This is a genomic window from Variovorax sp. AB1(2024) (assembly GCF_037482385.2).
Taxonomy (GTDB): domain Bacteria; phylum Pseudomonadota; class Gammaproteobacteria; order Burkholderiales; family Burkholderiaceae_C; genus Variovorax.
In genome coordinates this window covers 199,154-223,725 of sequence record NZ_JBBHKP020000002.1, presented here as the reverse complement: position 1 = coordinate 223,725, position 24,572 = coordinate 199,154, and the positions used below count along the sequence as shown (strand labels likewise).

General features: G+C 69.4%; 3 protein-coding genes. All 3 read right to left on the bottom strand.

Going from position 1 to position 24,572, the window contains the following annotated elements; genetic code table 11:
* Positions 1–37: 37 nt before the first annotated feature.
* From WIX39_RS27970 to WIX39_RS27960, 3 genes are read right to left on the bottom strand one after another with little or no spacing between them, the layout of a single operon-like run.
* The gene (locus WIX39_RS27970; protein ID WP_409196484.1) at positions 38–13,714 is read right to left on the bottom strand and encodes a non-ribosomal peptide synthase/polyketide synthase; all 13,677 of its coding nucleotides are present in this window, start codon (positions 13,712–13,714) and stop codon (positions 38–40) included.
* Positions 13,715–21,472, bottom strand: a complete 7,758-nt coding sequence (locus WIX39_RS27965) for an amino acid adenylation domain-containing protein (RefSeq protein ID WP_409196483.1) — start codon at positions 21,470–21,472, stop codon at positions 13,715–13,717.
* Positions 21,469–24,564, bottom strand: coding sequence for a non-ribosomal peptide synthetase (locus WIX39_RS27960; RefSeq protein ID WP_409196482.1), 3,096 nt, complete (start codon positions 24,562–24,564; stop codon positions 21,469–21,471). The genes WIX39_RS27965 and WIX39_RS27960 overlap by 4 nt, the downstream gene beginning before the upstream one ends.
* Positions 24,565–24,572: the final 8 nt, after the last annotated feature.

Here is a 24,572-nt window from a genome sequence, read left to right as displayed (position 1 = left end):
CGAAAGGGGCCGGCCTTTTTTTACCCCTCGCCGGTGCCTACCCGCGGGCCCGCTGCGCCACCTCGACGCAGTGGTCCACGATCTCCTCCAGCGCTTCGCGGTAGAAGCCGATGAGTTGCTGGACGGTTGCCTCGTCGTACATGGCCCGGCTGAAGATCCAGCTCATCGAGAGCTGCCCCTCGTACACGTTGCCTGCAATCTCCAGCCAGTTGGCCAGCGGCGCCTCCTCGTCGTGCACCGGCCCGGGATGCTCCTCGGCCGGCTTGAACATGGCGTCGTCTCCCCCCAGGCTGCGGTCGAACTGCCCCAGGTAGTTGAAGGTGATGCGCGGCTGGGCTTTGCCAAGCGTGGCGCCGTGAGGCCGGAGGTACTTCAGCACGCCATGGCCGACGCCGCGGCGCGGCACGTCCTGCCGCTGCTGCCTGGCGGAAAGAATCAGCGCTTCGACCGGCGAGTTGCCCTCGCGCAGCCGTACCGGATACACGCTGGTGAACCAGCCCAGCGTGCGGCTCAGGTCGAGCCCGGCGGCATCGCCCTCCCGCCCGTGGCCTTCCAACTGCACCAGCGTCTCGGACTCGCCGCACCAGCGCCAGACGGTTCTCGACAGGGCCGCCAGCAGCAGGTCGTCGATAGACGTACCGTAGGCCGACGGCGCCACGCGCAGCAGCTGGGCCGTGCGCTCGCTGTCCAGGCGCAGGCGTTGTGTCACCGCATCGCGATCCAGCAGCGCATCGACCGGGCGGTCGCGTGGAATATCGGTCACCGGCTGCATCTGCGCCTGCCAGTACGCGATTTCGCTGTCGAGCTCGCCGCTCTGCGCCAGGCTTTGAAGATGCTCGGCCCACGCTTTGAAGGACGCACTCTTGCCGGGCAACTGCACCGCGCGGCCGTTGCTCAGCTGGCCGTAGACCGCTTGAAGGTCTTCCAGCAGCACGCGCCAGGACACACCGTCGACCACCAGGTGATGCACCACAAGCAACAACCTCGCGCTGCCGTCCGCATGCCGCATGTGCACTGTGCGCCAGACAGGGCCTTCGCTCAGGTCGAGGCTGCGCTGTGCGGCGTCGGCCACGCGCACGATCTCTTCGGCATCGGCAACCTCGCGGCTCCAGAGCAAGTCGCGCGGCTCGGCCTGCGCGCTATAGCGCTGCTCCCAGCTTCCGTCGGCCCGCGGCGCATAGCGCAGCCGCAGCGCATCGTGATGCGCCGCCAGCGCATCCAGCGCTTGCAACAGCAGCGATTCGTCCAGCGGCTGCGCGGTCTGCAGCATCAGCGCCTGGTTGAAATGATGACGCCGCGGAATGGCCGTGTCGAAGAACCAGGCCTGGATCGGAATGAGCGGCAGCGTGCCCTCAGCCTCGGCCTCGGCGGTGGCTGGCACCGGCTGTGCGGGCGCAGCGTCGGCGAACTGTTCCAACAGCGTCTCGATGGTCGGGTGGCGCATCAGGTCGCGAAGGCGCAACTGGAAGCCGATCCCGGCTTGGCGCACCTTCGAGATCACCTGCAGGCTCAGGATCGAGTCGCCGCCCAGCTCGAAGAAGTTGTCCGAGATGCCCACCGAATCTACGCCCAGCACGCCGGCCCAGATGGCCGCGAGCTGGCGTTCCGTGTCGTTGCGCGGCGCCTTGATTTCGCGTTGCGCGTCTATGTCGGGTTCGGGCAGCGCGTGACGGTCCAGCTTGCCGCTGATCAGCCGTGGCAGCGCCTCCAGCACGATCAGGTGCGCGGGAACCATGTGCTCGGGCAGGCGCCGGCGCAGTTGCTGCAGGGCCTGTTTCGACAACTGCGCGCGCGGTCCGTTCGGCATGGGCACGATGTAGCCGACCAGCTGCCGCCCTGCCGCGCCTTCGTGCAGTTGCACCGCAGCTTCGAGGACGCCCGGCACCTCGCGCAGTTGCGCCTCGACTTCGCCCAGCTCGATGCGAAAGCCGCGGATCTTGACCTGCTGGTCGGCACGCCCGATGTAGGCAACGTTGCCGTCCTCGCGCCACCGCACCAGGTCGCCCGTGCGGTACAGGCGGCCACCGCCGCCGCCGAACGGATCGGCAACGAAGCGTTCGGCCGTCAACGCGCTGCGCCCCAGATAGCCGCGGGCCAGGCCATAGCCGCCGATGTACAGCTCGCCGACGCTGCCCCGGGCCACCGGCCGCAGTTCGGCGTCGAGCACGTGGACCGTGCGTTCGCCGACCGGGCGGCCGATGGGTGCATAGGCTTCGTCGAAACCGCGGTCCGCGCTGGTCTTCCAGATGAGGGGCGTCACGACGGTCTCCGTCGGCCCGTAGCCGTTGATCAGCGTGCGCGGGCGCAGCGACTGGCAGACCTTGTCGTAGGCGGCGCGCGGCATCGCCTCGCCGCCGAACACGTAGAGCTCCACCGGCGGGGCCTCGCCGCGCGCATGGGCCCAGTCGGCCAACTGGCTCAGGTAGGCCGGCGGGAAGGCGGCGTTGGTGACGCCGTAGCGGTACAACGCGTCGCAGGTCTGCTCCGCCGTCCAGAGTTCGTTGTCGCGCAGCGCCAGGCTGGCGCCCACCGTGAGCGCGGTCAACCAGCGTTCGTGGGCCCCGTCGAAGGAGAAGGACATGAAGTGCAGTTCGCACGAGCGCGCCACCATGCCGTAGATCTCCGCCGTGGCCTGGCAATGCATGCTGAGCGGCCCGTGCGACACCGCCACGCCCTTGGGCTGGCCGGTGGAGCCCGAGGTGTAGATCACGTAGGCCAGTTGGTCCACGTGAACCTCGGTCCCGGGATCATGGTCGGGCCAGCAGCAGAGATCCGTTTCGTCCAGCACGAGCGTGTCGTCCATCGAAGGCAGGCGCGGCAGCACCGCGCGCTGTGTGAGCATCAGCCGCGCGCCGCTGTCCTTGCACATGAAGTGCAGGCGGTCTTGCGGATAGTCCGGGTCCAGTGGCAGATAGGCGGCGCCGGCCTTGAGCACCGCGAGCAGCGCGACGATGGTCTCCAGCGAGCGCTGCAGCGACACCGCGACCACCGCATTGCCGTGCACGCCCCGGTCGATCAGCGCATGGGCGAGCCGGTTGGCGCGTGCGTTGAGGTCGGCATAGTTCAGCTCGGCATCTCCCATCAGCAGGGCAATGGCCTCGGGCTGCAGCTGCGCCTGCTGCGCGATCAACTGGTGCACCGGCGTGCGCAGGAAGCCGTGGCGTCCGCTGCGTCCCAGCCGCGCGATCTCGGTCTGCTGCGTGGGCGTCAGCGTGTCCAGGTCGCGCAGCGCCTTCGAGCCGTCCTCGCGCATCCGCTCCATCAGGCCGAACAGCTGCTGCGAAAGCGCCTGCACGTCGGCTTCCTTGAAGCGTTCGCGCAGGTACTTGAGCTTGATCGTCAGCACTTCGCCGAGATGGACTTCCACGTCCATCGGGTAATGGGTCACGTCGACCGACTCTGCCTGCTCGAATTTCAGCCCCTGGTCGGCGCGGCCGGCGAGCGTCTGGTCGATCGGGTAGTTCTCGAACACCACGATGCTGTCAAACAGCCCCTGCCCGCCGCCCTGCCCGGCCCAGCGCTGGATGTCGTGCAGCGGCGTGTATTCGTGCTCTCGCGATGCCAGGTTCTGCGCCTGCAGTTCGCGCAGCCAGTCGCCCAACTGTTGCGCCGACGTGGCGTCGACGATCACCGGCAGCGTGTTGATGAACAGGCCCAGCATCCGGTCCGCGCCCACCAGTCCCGCGGGTCGGCCCGCCACTGTGGCGCCGAAAACGACCGTGTCCTGCGCGGTGTAGCGCGCGAGCAGCAGCGACCAGGCGCCCTGCACGAGAGTGTTCAGCGTCACGCGCTCGCGCCGGGCGAAGGCCTGCAGCGCCTGCGTTCCCGCGACATCGAGCGCGGCCCCGACTTCGCCGTGGCCCTCCCCGGTGGCCGGCGGCTCCAGCGCCGTGCCGAGCAGCGTCGGCGCATCCACCTGCCGCAGCCTGCCGCGCCAGTAGGCTTCCCCGTCCTTTGCAGGACGCGCGGCCAGCCATGCGATGTAGTCGCGATAGTTGCATGCCGGCTCCTCGACCGCCACGCCGTCGTAGGCCTGCAGCACCTCGCCAAACAGGCGCGACATGCTCCAGCCGTCCAGCAGCAGGTGATGGCAGCTCCAGATGAAACGATGGCGCTTGTCGTCGATACGGATTGTTGCGAGCCGCATGAGCGGTGGTGCCGCCAGGTCGAAGGCCGCCTGTTGTTCCAGCGCCAGCGCCTCGGTGGCCTGCGCCTGGTCGGTGCGCCCGCGCCAGTCGTGCTCGACAAACGGCAGCACCACCTGGCGGGCGACCCACTGCATCGGAGGCTGGGCCATGCTCAGGAAGCCTGTTCGCAGCACGTCATGGCGCTGCACCACCTGCTGCCAGGCGTGCCTGAAGCGCTCCACCTGCAGTCCCTGCACTTCGATGCGCAGCTGCGTCACATAGGCGGTGCCGCCCCCGTCGTACACGCTGTGGAACAGCATGCCCTGCTGCATCGGCGACAGCGGGTATAGGTCTTGCACTTTCTGTGCTTCCAGCGGCAAGGCGTCCAGCTGCGCCTGCGTCAGCGCGGCCAATGCGAAGTCCGAGGGCGTCACGCCTGCGGCACCGCCCGTGCAGTGCGCCACCAGCGCCTGCAGCTCCTCGCGCAGTCGGGTGGTCCACGCCCGCACGTCTTCTTCCCGATGGCGCTCGCGCCCGTAGCTCACCGCCAGGCTCAGCTCGCCCTCGTAGACCCGCGCGTTGATCGCGAACTCGTGCGCCTGCGGCGCGTCCGCGCCCATCGCCTGGCCGCCGCCTCGCGCCGCCGGGCGCCACGGTGCCTGCTCGTCGAAGCTGCCGTCGAACTGGCCCAGGTAGTTGAAGACCACCTGCGCCTTCGGCAGTGCCGCGATGGCCTGCCTCTGCGCATCGCTGCCCAGGTGCTGGAACACGCCGTGGCCCAGCCCCTTGCGGGGAACCTGGCGCAGTTGCTCCTTCACGCGCTTGAGCGCTTCGCCGATCTCGCCCTGCGGCGCCAGCGCCACCGGGTACACGCTGGTGAACCAACCCACGGTGCGGCTGAGGTCCAGGCCTTCGAAGATGTCTTCGCGCCCGTGGCCTTCGAGGTCGATGAGCACGCCAGGCTGGTCGCTCCAGCCGCACAGGGCGCGTGCCAGCGCGGTCAGCAGCAAGTCGTTGACCTGGGTGCGGTAGGCGGCGGGGGCGTCCTTGAGCAGGCGCTGGGTGGTGGCCGCGTCCAGGGTGATGGTCACGCTGGCCTGGTCGCTGGCGCGGCGGCTGCCTTGCGGGTTGGCAAGCGGCAGCGAGGCGGGCGCATCGCCCAATGCCTGTTGCCAGTAGTCCAGCTCGTCAGAGTGGACCTGGGCGTAGCCCTGCAGGGCCTGCGCCCAGTCGCCGTAGCTGCTGCTGCGCGCGGGCAGCTCGACGCCCTGGCCCTCGACGCGGGCGCGGTAGATGCTCTGCATGTCTTCGAGCAGGATGCGCCAGGACACGCCGTCGACCACCAGGTGGTGGATGGTCAGCAGCAAGAGCCAGCGGCCGTCGGCCACCTCGATGGCCAGGGCGCGGATCAGCGGACCGCGCTGCAGGTCCAGGCTGCGCTGGGCTTCGTCGCACAGGGCCTCGATGCCGGCGTCGTCCTTCGCCTTGCGCACCCACAGCAGTTCCTGCAGTTCGGGCTCGGCAACGGGTTCGTAGCGTTGGGTCCACGTACCTTGTGCCTGGGTGTAGCGCAGGCGTAATGCGTCGTGGTGCTGCACCAGCACGGCCAGCGCCTGGCGCAAGGCCTTCACATCCAGCGGTTCGCGGCTTTGCAGCAGCACCGACTGGTTCCAGTGATGGCGAGCCGCCATCTGCATGCCGAAGAACTCGGCCTGGATCGGCAGCAGCGGCACCTCGCCTTCGGCCGGTGCGCGCACCTGCGCCGCAGCCGCCTGATGGTCCAGTTCCTGCACCACGCCGGCGAGCTGGGCGATGCTCTGGCGCTCGAACATCTGTCGCGGGGTGAGCTGCCAGCCAGCGCGCCGCGCCTGCGCGACGATCTGCAGGCTGAGGATGGAGTCGCCGCCCAGCTCGAAGAAGTTGTCGTGGCGCCCGACCTGGGGCAGGCCCAGCACCTGGGCCCACACCTGCGCGAGCGCCTGTTCCACTTCGCCCTGCGGTGCCTCGTAGTCCTGCGCCGTGGCGTACCCGGGTTCGGGCAGCGCCTTGCGGTCGACCTTGCCGTTGGCGTTCAGCGGCAGCGCATCGAGCACCACGATCGCTGCGGGCACCATGTACTCGGGCAGCACCGCGCCGAGCTGCTCGCGCAGCGCGGAAGCTTCCAGCGCCACCCGGCCCTCGTGGCCGCAGACGTAGCCGACCAGGCGCGCCCCGCTGGGGCCCTCCTGCGCCACGACCACCGCCTCGCGCACGCCGGGCCGGGCCAGCAGCTGCGCCTCGATCTCGCCGAGCTCGATGCGAAAGCCCCGCACCTTGACCTGGTGGTCCAGCCGGCCCAGGTACTCCAGCTGGCCGTCCTCGCGCCAGCGCACCAGGTCGCCCGTGCGGTACAGCCGGCCGCCACCCTCTTCGAACGGGTCGGCGATGAAGCGCTGCGCCGTCAGGCCCGCGCGGTTCAAGTAGCCGCGCGCAAGACCCGCACCCGACACATACAACTCGCCCGCGACACCGTGAGGGACCCGATGCAGATCAGAATCCAGCACATGCATGCTCAGGTCCGGAATGTTCACGCCGACCGGGCTGCGCGGCACCTCGAGATCGAGTGCCGTGATGGGCCGGTAGGTCACGTGGACGGTGGTCTCGGTGATGCCGTACATGTTGATCAGCCTTGGCTGCGCATCGCCGAAGCATTCGATCCACGGCCTCAGGCTTTGCGGCTCCAGCGCTTCACCACCGAAGATCACGTGGCGCAACGACAGGCTGCCCTCCTCGTACAGCCCGCGCGCGGTCATCAACTGGCGGAAGGCGGACGGCGTCTGGTTCAGCACCGTGACGCGCCGCTCGCGCAGCAGCGCCAAAAAGTCGTCGGGTGAGCGGCTGATCCAGAAAGGCACCACCACGAGCTGGCCACCGTGGCACAGGGCACCGAAGATTTCCCAGACCGAGAAGTCGAAGGCATAGGAGTGGAACAAGGTCCACACATCGTCCGCGCCGAAATGGAACCAGTCCTGCGTCGCGCTCAGCAGCCGCACCACCTGTCGATGGCACAACTGGGCGCCCTTGGGCTTGCCGGTGGAACCCGAGGTGTAGATCACATAGGCCAGCTGGTCCGCATGCTGCGGCACGGCCGGATCGTGCGCCGGCCCAGACTGCAGATCGAGCGTGTCCAGCGCGAGCACGCGCACGTCGGGACCGCTGGGCGGCAGGTCAGACTGCACCTCGCTGTGCGTGAGCAGCAACGCGATGCCGCTGTCTTCCATCATGTGGGCCAGGCGATCGGACGGATAGGCCGGGTCCAGCGGCACATAGGCGGCACCAGCCTTCAGGATGGCCAGCAGCGCGACCACCATCTCGATGCCACGCTCCACCGCCAGGCCGACGCGATCCTCGGGCCGCACGCCGAGTGCGACGAGGCGATGCGCCAGGCGGTTCGCCTGCGCATTGAGCTCCGCGTAGCTGAGTCGGTGCTCCCCGTACACCAACGCCGTGGCCTGCGGCCGCGTGCGGGTCTGCTGCTCGAACAGACCGTGCAGCGAAGCGCTGGAAGCCATCGCCGACTGTGCCTGTTCGGCCCCCCAGGCCTGCACGGTGTTGCGTGACGCCACGTCCAGCAGCTCGAGCCCATCCAGGCATGTCGCCTTCGCCTCGACCAGCTGCAGCAGCAATTGCCGCATCCGATCCCCGATCGCCGAGGCGGTCTGCTCGTCGAAACTGTCGCGCATGAACCCGAACTGCAGCCCCAGCGTGTCGGCCTGCCGCACAACCAGGGTCATCGGGTAGTTGCTTTCCTCGCTGTGCGCGATGTCACCAAAGCGCAGTCCGCCGGGTGAATTTGCCTTCAGCGCCTGGTCGACCGGATAGTTCTCGAACACGACGATGCTGTCGAACAAGCCCTGCCCGCCACCCTGCCCGGCCCAGCGCTGGATCTCGTGCAGCGGCGTGTGCTCGTGTTCGCGCGATGCCAGGTTCTGTGCCTGCAGCATTCGCAGCCAGTCGCCCACGGGCCGGCCTGGCTCGATGCCGACGATCATCGGCAGGGTGTTGATGAACAGGCCCAGCACCTGGTCGGCGCCGCGCAGCTCGGTAGGGCGCCCCGCCACCGTGACGCCGAAGCTCACGGTGCGCTGTCCGGTGTGGCGGGCCAGCAGCAACGACCAGGCGGCCTGCACCAGCGTATTCACGGTCACGCGCTCGGCCCGCGCGAAGGCCAGCAGGCGCTGTGTTTCCGAGAGGTTCAGCGTGCGGATGCAGCGGCCGTGTCCCGGCCCCATTTGCGCCGGCTTGGGCAAGGCCTGGCTCAGGTGCGTGGGCACGTCGAGGCGCGCGAGCTGGCCGCGCCAGTAGGCCTCATGTACAGCGGCATCCTGCGCTTGCAGCCATGCAATGTAGTCGCGATAGCGGCCGGGCTGCGGCGGCAGGGCAGCGCCCGCATAGGCGCTCAATACCTCACCCATCAGCCGAGAAAGGCTCCAGCCGTCCAGCAGCAAGTGGTGGGCGGTCCAGACCAGGTGATGGCTGTCCTGCCCGGTGCGGATCGCCAGCAGTCGGGCCAGGGGCGGTTGCGCGAGGTCGAAACCGCGTGCGAGGTCTTCGCTCGCCCAGTCGTCCAGCGCCTGCCGCGGGTTCGCCTCGGCCCGCGCATCGCGCTCCAGCCAGGGCGTCTCCACCTGGCGGGCGACCCACTGCATCGGAGGCTGGGCCATGCTCAGGAAGCCTGTTCGCAGCACGTCATGGCGCTGCACCACCTGCTGCCAGGCGTGCCTGAAGCGCTCCACCTGCAGTCCCTGCACTTCGATGCGCAGCTGCGTCACATAGGCGGTGCCGCCCCCGTCGTACACGCTGTGGAACAGCATGCCCTGCTGCATCGGCGACAGCGGGTATAGGTCTTGCACTTTCTGTGCTTCCAGCGGCAAGGCGTCCAGCTGCGCCTGCGTCAGCGCGGCCAATGCGAAGTCCGAGGGCGTCACGCCTGCGGCACCGCCCGTGCAGTGCGCCACCAGCGCCTGCAGCTCCTCGCGCAGTCGGGTGGTCCACGCCCGCACGTCTTCTTCCCGATGGCGCTCGCGCCCGTAGCTCACCGCCAGGCTCAGCTCGCCCTCGTAGACCCGCGCGTTGATCGCGAACTCGTGCGCCTGCGGCGCGTCCGCGCCCATCGCCTGGCCGCCGCCTCGCGCCGCCGGGCGCCACGGTGCCTGCTCGTCGAAGCTGCCGTCGAACTGGCCCAGGTAGTTGAAGACCACCTGCGCCTTCGGCAGTGCCGCGATGGCCTGCCTCTGCGCATCGCTGCCCAGGTGCTGGAACACGCCGTGGCCCAGCCCCTTGCGGGGAACCTGGCGCAGTTGCTCCTTCACGCGCTTGAGCGCTTCGCCGATCTCGCCCTGCGGCGCCAGCGCCACCGGGTACACGCTGGTGAACCAACCCACGGTGCGGCTGAGGTCCAGGCCTTCGAAGATGTCTTCGCGCCCGTGGCCTTCGAGGTCGATGAGCACGCCAGGCTGGTCGCTCCAGCCGCACAGGGCGCGTGCCAGCGCGGTCAGCAGCAAGTCGTTGACCTGGGTGCGGTAGGCGGCGGGGGCGTCCTTGAGCAGGCGCTGGGTGGTGGCCGCGTCCAGGGTGATGGTCACGCTGGCCTGGTCGCTGGCGCGGCGGCTGCCTTGCGGGTTGGCAAGCGGCAGCGAGGCGGGCGCATCGCCCAATGCCTGTTGCCAGTAGTCCAGCTCGTCAGAGTGGACCTGGGCGTAGCCCTGCAGGGCCTGCGCCCAGTCGCCGTAGCTGCTGCTGCGCGCGGGCAGCTCGACGCCCTGGCCCTCGACGCGGGCGCGGTAGATGCTCTGCATGTCTTCGAGCAGGATGCGCCAGGACACGCCGTCGACCACCAGGTGGTGGATGGTCAGCAGCAAGAGCCAGCGGCCGTCGGCCACCTCGATGGCCAGGGCGCGGATCAGCGGACCGCGCTGCAGGTCCAGGCTGCGCTGGGCTTCGTCGCACAGGGCCTCGATGCCGGCGTCGTCCTTCGCCTTGCGCACCCACAGCAGTTCCTGCAGTTCGGGCTCGGCAACGGGTTCGTAGCGTTGGGTCCACGTACCTTGTGCCTGGGTGTAGCGCAGGCGTAATGCGTCGTGGTGCTGCACCAGCACGGCCAGCGCCTGGCGCAAGGCCTTCACATCCAGCGGTTCGCGGCTTTGCAGCAGCACCGACTGGTTCCAGTGATGGCGAGCCGCCATCTGCATGCCGAAGAACTCGGCCTGGATCGGCAGCAGCGGCACCTCGCCTTCGGCCGGTGCGCGCACCTGCGCCGCAGCCGCCTGATGGTCCAGTTCCTGCACCACGCCGGCGAGCTGGGCGATGCTCTGGCGCTCGAACATCTGTCGCGGGGTGAGCTGCCAGCCAGCGCGCCGCGCCTGCGCGACGATCTGCAGGCTGAGGATGGAGTCGCCGCCCAGCTCGAAGAAGTTGTCGTGGCGCCCGACCTGGGGCAGGCCCAGCACCTGGGCCCACACCTGCGCGAGCGCCTGTTCCACTTCGCCCTGCGGTGCCTCGTAGTCCTGCGCCGTGGCGTACCCGGGTTCGGGCAGCGCCTTGCGGTCGACCTTGCCGTTGGCGTTCAGCGGCAGCGCATCGAGCACCACGATCGCTGCGGGCACCATGTACTCGGGCAGCACCGCGCCGAGCTGCTCGCGCAGCGCGGAAGCTTCCAGCGCCACCCGGCCCTCGTGGCCGCAGACGTAGCCGACCAGGCGCGCCCCGCTGGGGCCCTCCTGCGCCACGACCACCGCCTCGCGCACGCCGGGCCGGGCCAGCAGCTGCGCCTCGATCTCGCCGAGCTCGATGCGAAAGCCCCGCACCTTGACCTGGTGGTCCAGCCGGCCCAGGTACTCCAGCTGGCCGTCCTCGCGCCAGCGCACCAGGTCGCCCGTGCGGTACAGCCGGCCGCCACCCTCTTCGAACGGGTCGGCGATGAAGCGCTGCGCCGTCAGGCCCGCGCGGTTCAGGTAGCCGCGCGCAAGACCGGCACCACCCAGATACAGTTCGCCGGCCATGCCGGCCGGCACCAGGTTCAGCTCGCTGTCGAGGACGACCGCCGTGCGGTCGCCGACCGGTGAGCCGATCGGCATGTAGGCCGCGTCGAAGCCCTCACCCGCGTGCGCCTTGGCGATGGTCGGCGTGATCACCGTTTCCGTCGGCCCGTAGCCGTTGATGACGCGCGGCGGGCGCAGGTTCGACATCACGCGATCGAAGGCGGTACGCGAAGTCGCCTCTCCGCCCACCGTGTAGGAACGCAGCGAGGGAACATGGCCCTCCTCGCCCATGCCCTCGGCCAGTTGCTGCAGATAACTCGGCGTGAAGCAGGCGATCGTGATGCCGTGGCGGCGCATTTCCTCGTGGCTGCGCTGCACCGACCACAGCTCTTCGCTGCGCGGCATCAGCACCGAGCCGAAGGCCAGCGGCGTCCAGATGCGTTCGTGCGCACCATCGAAATTGATGGAGGCGAACTGCAGCTCCCGATCCTGCGGCGTCATGCCATAGACCTTGCCCACGGCCAGGATGTGCATGCCTAGCGGTCCGTGCGCGACGGCGACGCCCTTGGGCTGCCCGGTCGAGCCGGAGGTGTAGATGACATAGGCCAGGTGCTCGCCGTTCAGCGCGACCTCGGGGTTGTCCGTGCGTCCCGTCCCCAGCACCCCTGCATCCACCAACAGCACGGGGAGTTCGCGCATCCTGGCCGGCAGGCGATCGCGCACACGGGCTTGCGAGAGCAGCAGGCAGATGCCGCTGTCCGCTGCCATGAACTCCAAGCGTTCGGCGGGATAGCCGGGGTCGAGCGGCACATAGGCGCCGCCCGCCTTGAGCACGCCGAGCAGCGCCACGATCATCTCGATGGAGCGCTCCACCGCCAGGCCCACGCGGCTCTCCGGGCGCACGCCCAGGGCGATCAGGCGATGAGCCAGCCGGTTGGCGCGGGCGTTGAGTTCGCCATAGCTGAGCTCGACGTCGCCCATGATCAGCGCGGTGGCGTCCGGCCGCGCGTGTGCCTGCTGTTCCACCAGGCGATGGACCAGCGCGACTTCTTCTCGAGAATCACGCTCTCCCGTTCCCCAGCGCTGCAGTTGCACGCGCTCTGCTTGGTCGAGCAACTCGACCTCGCGCAGCGTCTGCCCGGGCCGGCTCACCATCTGCTGCAACATTGCAAGGTAATGCGCCGCCAGCCGCTCGATGGTCCGCGGCTCGAACACAGCCTTGGCGTATGTGACGACGAAGCTGAACCCGCCGCCGGACTCTTCCAGCGTGTCGAGCGCCAGTTCGAGCGGCGCGGCCTGCTCCTCGATTTCATACGGTTCCAGCGCGAGGCCGGGCAGTTGCGCGATCGCGTTCAGGTCCTGCTGTTGATGATTGAAGATCACCTGGAACAGCGGCGGCTGACTCAGGCTGCGCTGCGGCGCCAGGGCATCGACCAGCTGCTCGAAGGGCAGGTCCTGGTGGGCCTGCGCATCCAGGGCGGCCTGGCGCGCCTGCGCTAGCACCTGGGCCAGTGTCATGTGGCCGGCCAGCGTGCTGCGCAGCACCTGCGTGTTGACGAACATGCCCACCACGCCGGCCACCTCGGGCCGGTCCCGGTTGGCGACCGGCACGCCGAGGCGGATGTCCGTCTGGCCGCTGTAGCGATGAAGCAGGCCCTGGAAAGCGGCCATCAGCAGCATGAACGGCGTGGCCTTGTGCGCCGTGGCGCTGCGTCGCAGTTCGCGGGCCAGCGCCAGCGGCAATGCGGCACGGTGGCGCGCCACCCGGTAGGGCCCTTGCGCGGGGCGCGGATGGTCGCCGGGCAATTGCAGCAAGGGCTGCTCGGTGCCAAGCTGCGCTTTCCAGTAGCCGAGCTGTCTGTCGCGTTCGCCGGCATCGAGCCAGTTGCGCTGCCATGCGGCGTAGTCGGCATAGCGCAGCCTCGGCTCGGCGAGCGCTGGCGCCTGTCCCGCCGCATGCGCCTGGTAGAGCCGGCCGAACTCGTCGATGAGGATCTGCATCGACCATCCGTCGGCCACGATGTGATGCATCACCAGCACGAGGATCTGCTCTTGCTCGTCCAGCCGGATCAGGCCGACGCGCAGCAACGGACCGGCGCCCAGGTCGAAGGCCTCGCCGGCCATGCGGCTTGCTTCTTCCTGTGCCCGGGCTGCGCGGGCACCTGCAGGCAGGGGCCTCAGATCGACCTGCCGCAGGTCGGGCATCGCCTCGGCGCGAACGACCTGTTCGGCCACGCCATCGGCGTCGGCCCTGAAGTTGGTTCGCAGGGATTCGTGCCGGGCCACCAATGCGGCCAGGCTGGCTTCGAGCGCATGTTGGTCCAGATGGCCCTTCAGCGTCAGTGCGGCCGTGATGTGATGCGCCGCGCTGACGGGCTCCATCAGCCACACGAACCACTGGCGTGCCTGTGCATAGGACAGCGGCAATGCCGCTCCACTGGGCTGCGGCACGATGGGAAGCCGGCCGAAGTCGATGCCCTGCTGTCGCAACGCCGCGATGAATTCCTTCTGCTTGGCCGGCGGCAGCTCGGCAAAGCGTTGTGCGATCAATGTGCTGCGTGCGTTCACTTAGGCTCCCAGACTTTCCAACAATGCATCCATGCGATCCAGCTCCGAGCCGTCCTGCGCAGCCTGTGCACGGCCTTCGGCCGCCACCACTTGCGCGCAGGCCGCGAGGCTCGGGCATTCGAAATAGCGCTGCAGCGGCAGGTCGACGTCCAGGCGCGCCTTGACCAGCTGCCGCAGCCTCAGTGCGGCCAGCGAATGGCCCCCCAGTTCGAAGAAGTTGTCGTGGCGCCCGACCTGGGGCAGGCCCAGCACCTGGGCCCACACCTGCGCGAGCGCCTGCTCCACTTCGCCCTGCGGTGCCTCGTAGTCCTGCGCCGCGGCGTACCCGGGTTCGGGCAGCGCCTTGCGGTCGACCTTGCCGTTGGCGTTCAGCGGCAGCGCATCGAGCACCACGATCGCTGCGGGCACCATGTACTCGGGCAGCACCGCGCCGAGCTGCTCGCGCAGCGCGGAAGCTTCCAGCGCCACCCGGCCCTCGTGGCCGCAGACGTAGCCGACCAGGCGCGCCCCGCTGGGGCCCTCCTGCGCCACGACCACCGCCTCGCGCACGCCGGGCCGGGCCAGCAGCTGCGCCTCGATCTCGCCGAGCTCGATGCGAAAGCCCCGCACCTTGACCTGGTGGTCCAGCCGGCCCAGGTACTCCAGCTGGCCGTCCTCGCGCCAGCGCACCAGGTCGCCCGTGCGGTACAGCCGGCCGCCACCCTCTTCGAACGGGTCGGCGATGAAGCGCTGCGCCGTCAGGCCCGCGCGGTTCAGGTAGCCGCGCGCGAGCACTTCGTCGCCGACATACAGTTCGCCGGCAACGCCCACGGTGGCTTTCCGCAGGCAGCTGTCCAGCACCAGAAGGCGCGCGCTGGAGGCCGGCCGCCCGATGGGCGGCAGCCCTTCGCCACCGGCAAGTTCGACGCCGAACTCGCTGACCACATGGGTCTCGGTGGGGCCGTACTGGTTGAGGAGCCGGCATTGCGGCTCGCGCTGCAGCCACGCGATCAGGGCCGGCGTGAGCTTGAGCTGTTCGCCGGCCGTGATGATTTCCCGCAGCGCCGGCAGCCGCGTGTCCTGGGCCAGCGAAGACTCGGCCAGATGCTGCAGCACGGAAAAGGTCAGGAACACGCGCTCCACCGCCTGCTCTCGCATCAGCGTCTCGAGTTCGACCAGATCGAGCCGTTGCGCTTCAGCGCTCTGCACGAGGCAGCCGCCCGACGCCAGGCCGCTGATCATCTCCTGGAAGGCGACGTCGAAGCACGGCGATGCGTACAGCAGCGTGCGGCGCGCGGCCGGCGCGCTCGCCAGCTGCCATGCGATCAGTCGCGCGACTGCGCCATGCCGCATCGCGACGCCCTTGGGGCGGCCGGTGGACCCGGAGGTGTAAAGCACGTACGCCAGATGGTCGCCATGGATCGGCACCATCGGGGCGTCTTCAGCTTCGTCGCTCACATCGGCGGCGTCGAAGGACAGCAGGCGCACGCCGGGCCGCGACGGCATCCTTTGCGCGAGCGCATCGCGCGTGAGCACCCAGGCCACGCCGCTGTCCTCCACCATGTAGGCGAGGCGTTCGGCCGGGAAGGCCGGGTCCAGCGGCACATAGGCCGCGCCGGCCTTCAGCACCGCCAGCAGACCCACCACGGTCTCGACGGAACGGTCGACCGCGATCGCCACGCGATCCTCGGGCCGCACGCCGAGCCGGATCAGGCGATGGGCCCAACGATTGGCGAGCCGGTCGAGCTCAGCGTGGCTGAGCTGGCGTTCGCCGACGACCAGTGCAGGCGCATCAGGTGTCGCCCGCGCCTGCCGCTCGACCAGCCGGTGCACGGGCTCGGGCGCGTTCGCCGCGAAGTCGCCTCGCTCGAAGCGCGCAAGAAGCGCCTGCTCCCGCGCATCGGCCAGCGTCAGCTGCGCAAGCGGCTTCTCGCTGTCTTCTGCCAGGGCGAGCAACAGAGCTTGCAATTGGGCCGCCAGACGCACGATGACGGCCTCGTCGCACAGTTCCTGCGCATAGAGCCAGTCCAGCTCCAGCGTGTTGCCCTGGTGGATCAGCAAGCTCAACGGATAGGAGGTATCCGCCTGCGTGCGCACCGCCGAGAACACCAGGCCGCCCGGTGCCGACTCTCGCAACACCTGGTCCACCGGGTAGTTCTCGAAGACGAGCAGGCTGTCGAACAGTCCCTGGCCCGCGCCGCCGGCCCAGGCCTGGATCTCGTGCAGCGGCGTGTGCTCGTGTTCGCGCGCCGCCACCTGGCTGGCCTGCAGCGCGCGCAGCCACTCGCCCACTCGCTGCCCGGGCCGCAGCGGCACGACCACCGGCAGTGTGTTGATGAACAGCCCCAGCATCTGCTCGGCACCGCGCAACTCGGCCGGCCGCGTGGCGGCGGTGGCGCCGAACACGACCGTGTCCTGCCCCGTGTGTCGCCCCAGCAGCAGCGCCCAGCCCGCCTGCATGAGGGTGTTGAAGGTCACGCGCTCGCGCCGCGCGACATGCTGCAGGCGCGCCGTCCCGGAAACATCCAGCGCGCTGCGGTGGCGTGCTTTCCCCGTGCCTGGCTGGACTGGCGGGCGCAATGCGGAGAACAACCGAGTCGGCGCTTCCAGCGTGCCCATGACCGTGCGCCAGTAGCGTTCGCCGGCCTGCGGGTCGCGCGCCGCCATCCAGGCGATGTAGTCGCGGTAGCGGCCGGGCGTCGGCACCGGCGGCTGTCCGTCGTAGCGGCGCAGCACTTCGGCCATCAACTGCGCGGCACTCCAGCCGTCCAGCAGCAGATGGTGGTGCGTCCAGATCAGCCGATGGCGTCGTTTGCCGATACGCGCAAGCAGCATGCGCATCAGCGGCGGGCGGGCCAGGTCGAATCCTTGTGCCTGCTGTTCACGGGCCAGCGCCTCCAGCGCGGCGTCGGGGTCGGCGCTGTCGCGCAGGTCCTGCTCGATCCAGGGCATCGCGGCGCTCGCGGCGACCCATTGCAGGGGTGTGTCGCCGTGCACCAGGAAGCCGCTGCGCAGGATGGCGCTGCGCTGCAGTGCTGCATCCCATGCGGCGCGCAGGCGCATCGGGTCCAGGTGTTCCACATCCACGGCCAGCTGGTTGACGTAGCTGCCGTCATGCGGCTCGAGCAGGCCATGGAACAGCATGCCCTGTTGCATGGGCGACAGCGGGTAGAGGTCTTCCAGCGCGGCGACCGGCACCGGCAGGGCGTCGAGCTCCGCCTGGCCGAGACCGGCCAGCGGAAAGTCCGACGGCGTCACGCCGCGTGCGCCGGCGGCGCAATGTGCGATCAGCGCATCGAGTTCTTCCTCGAAGCGCCGCACCCATGCCTGCACCGTCTGCCGTTCGTGGCGGGCATGGCTGTAGCTCACCGTGAGGCTCAGCTCGCCCTCGAGCACCTGCCCGTTGACGATGAACTCATGCATCAGCGGCGCGGCTTCGTGGATCGCCGCGCCCGGATTCTCGTCGGCCAGCCGCCAGGGCGCTTGCGCGTCGAAGCCGCTGTCGACTTGCCCGAGGTAGTTGAAGACGAGTTGCGGACTGGGCAGCGCGCGCAGTACCTGCCGCTGGGCTTCGCTGCCCAGGTGCTTCAGCGCGCCATGGCCGAGCCCTTTGGCGGGAATGTTTCGCAGGCTTTCCTTGATGCGCTTGAGCGCATCGACCGGTGAGCCCGACGGGTCGAGCAGCACCGGGAACAGGCTGGTGAACCACCCGGTGGTGCGCGAGAGATCGACGCCTGCGGGCAGCAGATCTTCGCGCCCGTGTCCTTCCAGCATGACCAGCAGCCGCTCGTGGCCGCTCCAGGCGCACAGCGCCCGGCCAAGGGCCGTGAGCAACACGTCGTTGACCTGCGTGCGGTAGGCCGCCGGCACCTTTTTGAGCAGCGCGTGCGTCCTGGCGCGGTCGAGGCGCAGTTCGACGCTGACGCGCTCGGCCTGCGTGTTCGCGCCTTCCGGATGCTCGCAGGGCAGCTCCGCGGATGCCCGGGTCAGCGTGCGCCAGAAAGCGAGTTCCTCGTCACCGTGCGCGGCGGCATGGGCCTGCAGTGCCAGCGCCCAATCCTTGACGCTGCCGGTCTTGGCGGGCAGCACAACAGGCTCGCCTGCGCGCAGCCTTGCATAGGCGTGCCCCAGGTCCTCCAGCAGGATGCGCCACGACACGCCGTCGATGACGAGATGATGGATTGCGAGCAACAGGCGCCAGCTGCCGTCGGCCAGCTTGATCGCCAGCGGCCGCAGCAGCGGACCCTGCTCCAGGTCCAGGCTGCGCTGAGCTTCGTCGCACAGGGCCTCCACCCCGGCCGCATCCTTGGACTGGCTTACCCACAGCAGGCCCTGATGCCAGTTTTCAGGCAGCGGTTCGCAGGCCTGGCGCCATGCGCCGTCGGCGTCCTGGCCGAAGCGCAGCCTGAAGGCGTCGTGGTGTTCCATCACAGCCACCAGGGCGCTTTCGAGCGCGGGCAGGTCCAGTGGCTCGCGGCTGTGCAGCAGCAGGGCCTGGTTCCAGTGATTGCGCCTTGGCATCCCGGTCTCGAAGAACTCGGCCTGGAACGGCAGCAGCGGCACCATGCCCTCGACCGTGCCCCCCACTCCCGCCTGCGCTGTTACCGCATCCTCGGGCTCGGCCACCTCCGCGAGTTCGGCGATGGTCTGCTGGTCGAACATCTGCCGGGGCGTCAGCTTCCATCCGGCCGCGCGAAGCCGGGAGACGATCTGCAGGCTGAGGATGGAATCGCCGCCGAGTTCGAAGAAGTTGTCGTGCCGCCCGACCGATGCCACGCGGAGCACCGCAGCCCAGATGCCGGCCAGAACCTGTTCGACGCCCTCGGCGGGTACCTCGTACGCGCCGGTCGCACCCCATTCCGGCTTCGGCAACGCCTTGCGGTCGATCTTGCCGTTGGCGTTCAGCGGCAGTGCATCGAGCATCACCAGTGCCGAAGGGATCATGTAGTCGGGCAGCACCGTGGCCAGACGCGTCTTCAGCGCCGCCGGCTCCAGAGGCTGGCTCGACTTCAACGACACATACCCCACCAGCCGCGCGCCGCCGGGACCGTCGTCGGCGATGACCACCGCCTCGTGCACCTCGGGCTGTGCCAGCAGCTGCGCCTCGATCTCGCCCAGCTCGATCCGGAAGCCCCGGATCTTCACCTGGTGGTCGATGCGCCCCAGGTACTCCAGCTGGCCGTCCTCGCGCCAGCGCACCAGGTCGCCCGTGCGGTACAGCCGCTCGCCCGTGTCGCCGAACGGATCGGCCACGAAGCGCTCCGACGTGAGAGCGCTCTTGTCCAGATAGCCGCGCGCCAGCCCGATACCGCCCAGGTACAGCTCCCCACCCACGCCCTGCGGCACGAGGTTCAGGCCCGCGTCCAGCACGTAGGTCTTCGTGCCCGCGATCGGACGGCCGATGGCCACGTGGTTGCGCCCGTCCGCCTGGCAGGTCCAGTGCGTCACGTCGATGGCCGCTTCGGTCGGGCCATAGAGGTTGTACAGGCCCGCGCCCGGCAGGCGCTCGAACACCCTGGCCTGCGCCTCGGCGGGCAGTGCCTCGCCGCTGCACACGATGCGCTTGAGGCTCGTGCAGGCCTCGATGCCTTCATGGGCCACGAAGGCCTGCAGCATCGAGGGCACGAAGTGGATGGTGGTGACGCAGTGGCGGCGGATGAGCTCGACCAGCCTGCCCGGCTCGCGGTGATCGCCCGGCTGCGCGACCACCAGACGTGCGCCCTGCATCAGCGGCCAGAAGAACTCCCACACCGACACATCGAAGCTGAAGGGCGTCTTCTGCAGCACCGTATCCGTCTCATCGAGCGAATACGCGTCCTGCATCCAGGCCAGGCGGTTGTAGAGCGAGCGGTGGCGGTTGGCCGCCCCCTTGGGCCGGCCGGTGGAGCCAGAGGTGTAGATCACATAGGCCAGGTGTTCGCTGTGCAGGGGCACGTCGGGGTCGACGCTCGGACCCGTCTCCAGGTCCAGCAAGTCCAGTTCGATCGTCTGCACGTCCTCGCGCACCGGGATCGCACGCGCGATGTGGCTCTGGGTGAGCAGCAACGAGACGCCGCTGTCCTCGAGCATGTAGATGATGCGGTCTTGTGGGTACTCGGGGTCGATGGGCACGTAGGCGCCACCGGCCTTCAGGATCGCCAGCAGCCCCACCACCATCTCCACGCTGCGTTCCGTGGCAATGCCCACTTTCGTGTCGGGCCGCACGCCGAGCGCGATCAGGCGGTGCGCCAGGCGGTTCGCGCGTGCTTCGAGCTGCGCGTAGCTCAGCGACACATGCCCGAACACCAGCGCCACCGCTTCCGGCGTGCGCCTGGCCTGCTGGCCGATCAGGCGGTGCACGGGATCGGCGCAGGCGCGATGCGGCAGGTTCTCGCTCTGACGCATCAGTTGCGCTTGCTCGCCCTCGCTGGTCAGCACGAGGTTGGCGAGCACGCTGTCGGGCTCGGTCGCGAGGGCTTCGAGCACCCGCAGATAGCGCGCCACCAGACGTTGCGCGGTGCTTTCCTCGAACAGGTCGGTGTTGTATTCGAGGCGGCCGCGAACGCCCCGCGCATCGACATAGAAGTCGAGCGACAGGTCGAATTTGGCACCCGCGTCGTCGAACTCCTCGATTTCCGCGCGCACGCCCTCGAGATCGAATGCCACCGTCTCGCCAGCCATCTGCACGCCGAACATCACCTGGAACAGCGGGCTGCGCGCCGGGTCGCGCCGGTCCGTGCGGCTCGCGAGCAGCACCTCGAAGGGCAGCTCGGCATTGTCGAGCGCCGCCAGCGCGTCGGCGCGCACCTGCCGGCAGATCTCGCGCAGGCTCTGGCGCGGCGACAGCCGCGCGCGGAACACCTGGGTGGTCACGAAGAAGCCGAGCAGCTCGCTCACTTCCTCGTGCTGGCGTCCGGCGTTGGGCACGCCGACGGCAAAGTCGTTCTGGCCGCTGGAACGGGCAAGCAGCACCTGCCATGCCGCGAACAAGGCGACGAAAGGCGTGCATTTCTCGGCGCGGCAGAACTTCTGCACGGCGAGCGCGAGCGCTGGCGGCACATCGAAGCCGAGCGCGGTTCCAGCGAAGCTCTTGCGCGAGGGCCGCGCGCGGTCGGTCGGCAGGTCGAGCACCGGAACCTCCGGACCCAGATGCCGGTTCCAGTGCGCAAGCTGGCGCTCCAGCGCGCCGCCCTCTACGTTCGCGCGCTGCCACACCGCATAGTCGGCGTACTGCACGGCAAGCGGCGGCAGCCTGACCGGGCCGGCGCTGTGCAAGGCAAGGCGGTAGGCCTCGGCCAGATCGCGCGCGAGGATCGGGTTCGACCAGGCGTCGGACACGATGTGGTGCAAGCAGACGGCAAGCACATGCCGTTCGTCTCCGAGCTTCACGAGGCATGCGACCATCGCGGGCGCCACGCCCAGGTCGAACACATGCCCGGCCGTGCGGCGCACGGCTTCGTCCAGCGGTGCCTTCTGCGCTTCGACGTCCAGGCTCGACAGGTCGATGCGCTCCACCGCGAACGGCGCGTCGGCCTGCATGCTCTGCATCGGCACACCGTCCTGCTCGAAGAAGCGGGTTCGCAATACGGAATGGCGCGCGATCAGTGCCTGGAAGGCACGCTCCAGCGCGCCCGCATCGAGCCGGCCGGCCAGCCGAAAGACGCGAGGCAGGTTGTAGGCCGTGAGCCCCGGTTCGAGCTTCTGCAGAAAGCACAGCTGCTCCTGCGCATAGGACAGGGCCACGGCGTCGCCCTCGGACACGGTGCGGGCGATGGTGGGCTGAATCAGGGAATGGGTCATGCGGTCTCGCTCATGTGTTCTTCGGGCCGCCTGTGGGCCTGCGCACGCTGCTCGAGTTGTGCGGCGTCTTCGCTGCCTTCACGCAGCGCCGCCGCCAACGCCGCCGGCGTCGGATGGTCGAACACCACGCCCGCCGCCACCTCGACCTGAAGCAGCTTGCGGATGCGCGCGACCAGCTTGATGACCTGCAGCGAGTGCCCGCCGAGTTCGAAGAAGTCGTCTTCCACGCCGATGGGGCCGCTGCCCAGCAGCGAGGCCATGCCGTCGGCGATTACCGCTTCGAGCGCGTCGCGCGGCTCGATGCGGGCCTTGTCTGCGCGGGCGGCAGGCGCGATCGCAGACAGCGCCAGCCGGTCGATCTTTCCGTTGGGCAGCCGGGCAAAGGCATCCGTGGCCACGAAGGTCGCCGGCACCATGTGCGCGGGCAGCAGCTCGGCCAGCCGTTCGCGCAAGGCGCGGCCATCGGCGAGCGCCGCATCGGCGACGAAGAAGGCGGACAACGTGGTCGCACCTGCGGCATCCGGCACCGCAAGCACCACCGCCTGGCGCACGCCCGGCTGCGACAGCAGCACCGCCTCGACCTCGGCCGGCTCCACGCGGAAACCGTGGATCTTCACCTGGTGGTCCGCACGCCCCGCGAGGCGGATGCCGCCTTCGGCCAGCACATACGCCAGGTCGCCTGTGCGATACAGGCGCTGGCCCGGGTTGAAGGGGTCGGGCACGAAGGCGTCGCCCGCCGCACGATTCAGGTAGCCGCGGCACAGCTGCGCGCCACCGACATAGACCTCGCCCAGCGCGCCAGCTGGCACGAGGGCCAGCGCCCCGTCGAGCACGTGCACGCGGTTGTTCGCGAGCACCCGCGACAGCGGCAGCTGCTCGGGCACCTGCCCGTCGGCGGGCACCGCGTGAACCATCACGCCGACCGTGGTCTCGGTCGGGCCGTAGTGGTTGTACACGGCGCACTGCGGCGCAAGCCGCGCGATGCGCTCGACAAGCGCGCGCGGCGCGGCCTCTCCGCCCAGCACCAGCGTGCGCGGCAGGCAAGGCGATGCGCATTCGAGCAGCGCCTCCAGGTGCGAAGGCACGATCTTGATCGCGTCGATTTCGTTGTCGGCCATGAAGCGGGCGAAGGCGTCTGCGTCCTTCACCTCGTCTTCGGCCGCCACCACCAGGCAGGCGCCGTTGAAGAAGGCGGCGAACAGCGCCGTGTTGCCCAGGTCGGCGACGACCGAACTGGTGAGCGCCCAGCGGCGGCAGTTGCCGAGCTTCATCGCAGCCGAGGCGGCGGCCACATAGTTCAGCAGATGCCCTTGCTCGATGACGACGCCCTTGGGCTTGCCTGTGGAACCGGAGGTGTAGAGCACGTACGCCAGGTCCTTCAGGGCGATGCGATGTGCAGGCGCCGCATCCGTCGTGCCGTCGAGGGCAGGCAGCATGGCCGCATCGAGCACGATTGCCGGCTGCGCGTCCGCGAGCACGGCCGCACGGCGCGCCTCGGGCCATTCGGGCTCCAGCGGCAAGTAGGCGGCACCCGCGCGCCAGGCGGCGAAGATCGCCACCGGCAGTTCGACCGAGCGCGGCAGGTTGAGCGCGACGATGGAACCGGGCGTCACGCCCTGTGCAGTGAGCCAGTGTGCGAGCCGGTCGATGCGGGCATCGAGTTCGCGGTAGCTCAGGCGCTGGCCGCCCGCTTCGAGCGCGGGGGCATCCGGCGTGGCCTGCGCCCAATGTGCGATGCGGTCGGCCACGGTCTGCATGCCCGCATCGATGCGTTCGCCGCAGCCCTGCGCGAGCAACAACTCACGTTCTTTCGGCCCGACCAGCGACAGCGCTTCAACCGGCGCATCGGGCTGCGCGGCAACGGCATCGAGCAGCGTGACGAACTGCAGCAACAGGCGTTCCAGGACCGCCCGACCGTAGCGGGAGGCATCCGCATGCAGCGACAGCACCGCGCCTTCCGCCTGCCATGCGGCCTGTAGCGCGAGTTCGAAACAGGGCATCGGTCCGGGCAGCCCGATGAGGTGCCACCGCGCATCGGTGCCGTGAGGCGGCGTCACCACGTGCGAGGCAAAGCCGACGACGGTGTGCGTCGAGATGGGCGGCGCATCGACAGGCCAGTATTCCTGCGCATCGACATGCGCCGCCAGCGCGGCGTCGAGCCTGCCGGTCCAGCCTGCGAAGGACTCGCCCGGCGCCACGTCGATCACCACCGGCAGCACCTTGTCGAACACGCCGACCGCGCCTTGCATGGGTTCGTAGTCTCGCCGGCAGTCGTGCTGCCAGCCGCCGATGAAACGGCCGGTACCGCTCGACCTGGCAAGCAGCAGCCACCACGCCGCGTGCAGCAGGGTCTCGGGCTGCGCGCCGAGCGCATCGGCACACGCGGCCACGCGGCCTGCGAGCGCTGCGTCCATCGCAATGGAAACACGATGGCGCGGGGCCTCTTCCTGCGCAGCATGGAGCCGCTCTTGCAGGCGCGGCGGCGGGAGGGCCGAGGCGTCGGCCACGAACCGCTGCCAGTAGGCACGTCCCTGCGCCGCATCTTCGCCTTCGAGCAGGTCCTGCCGCCATTCGACGAAGCGCGCGTACTGGAAGACCTCCGCCGGGTCGAAGCCGCCTTCGCCCGAGCAGGCCGTGGCGATCTGGCCGAAGAGGTTCTGAAGGCTTTCCCTGTCCGCCACCAGCGGGCTGACCGAAAGGGCCAGCATGTGTCGGGTCTCGCCCGTGCGCACAAGGGCGGCGCTGACGAGTTCCCCGCGCTCAGTGGCGAGCGGCTCGGCGTTGAAGGCGTCGAACCAGGCGTCCAATGCGCCGTCGTCCGCCTCGCTGAGGTCGGCCAGCTGCCATTTCAGCGGCGGCACCGCTTCGAGAGACTGTTGCCGCAGGCCCCTGTAGCCCGGCACCGGGCGGATGGCCATGCACAGCGCACCGTGCGCGCGCAGCACACGCTCCACGGCGAGGCGCAGGCGCCCCGTGTCCAGCGGGCCTTCGATGCAGGCTCGCAGGAGCAGGCGCTGTGCGCCGGCGGGCACCGCGCGCTGTTCGGGAGAAAGGGGGAACGTGGCTTCGAGACTGTCGGTCATCGCGTTCATCGCGTTCA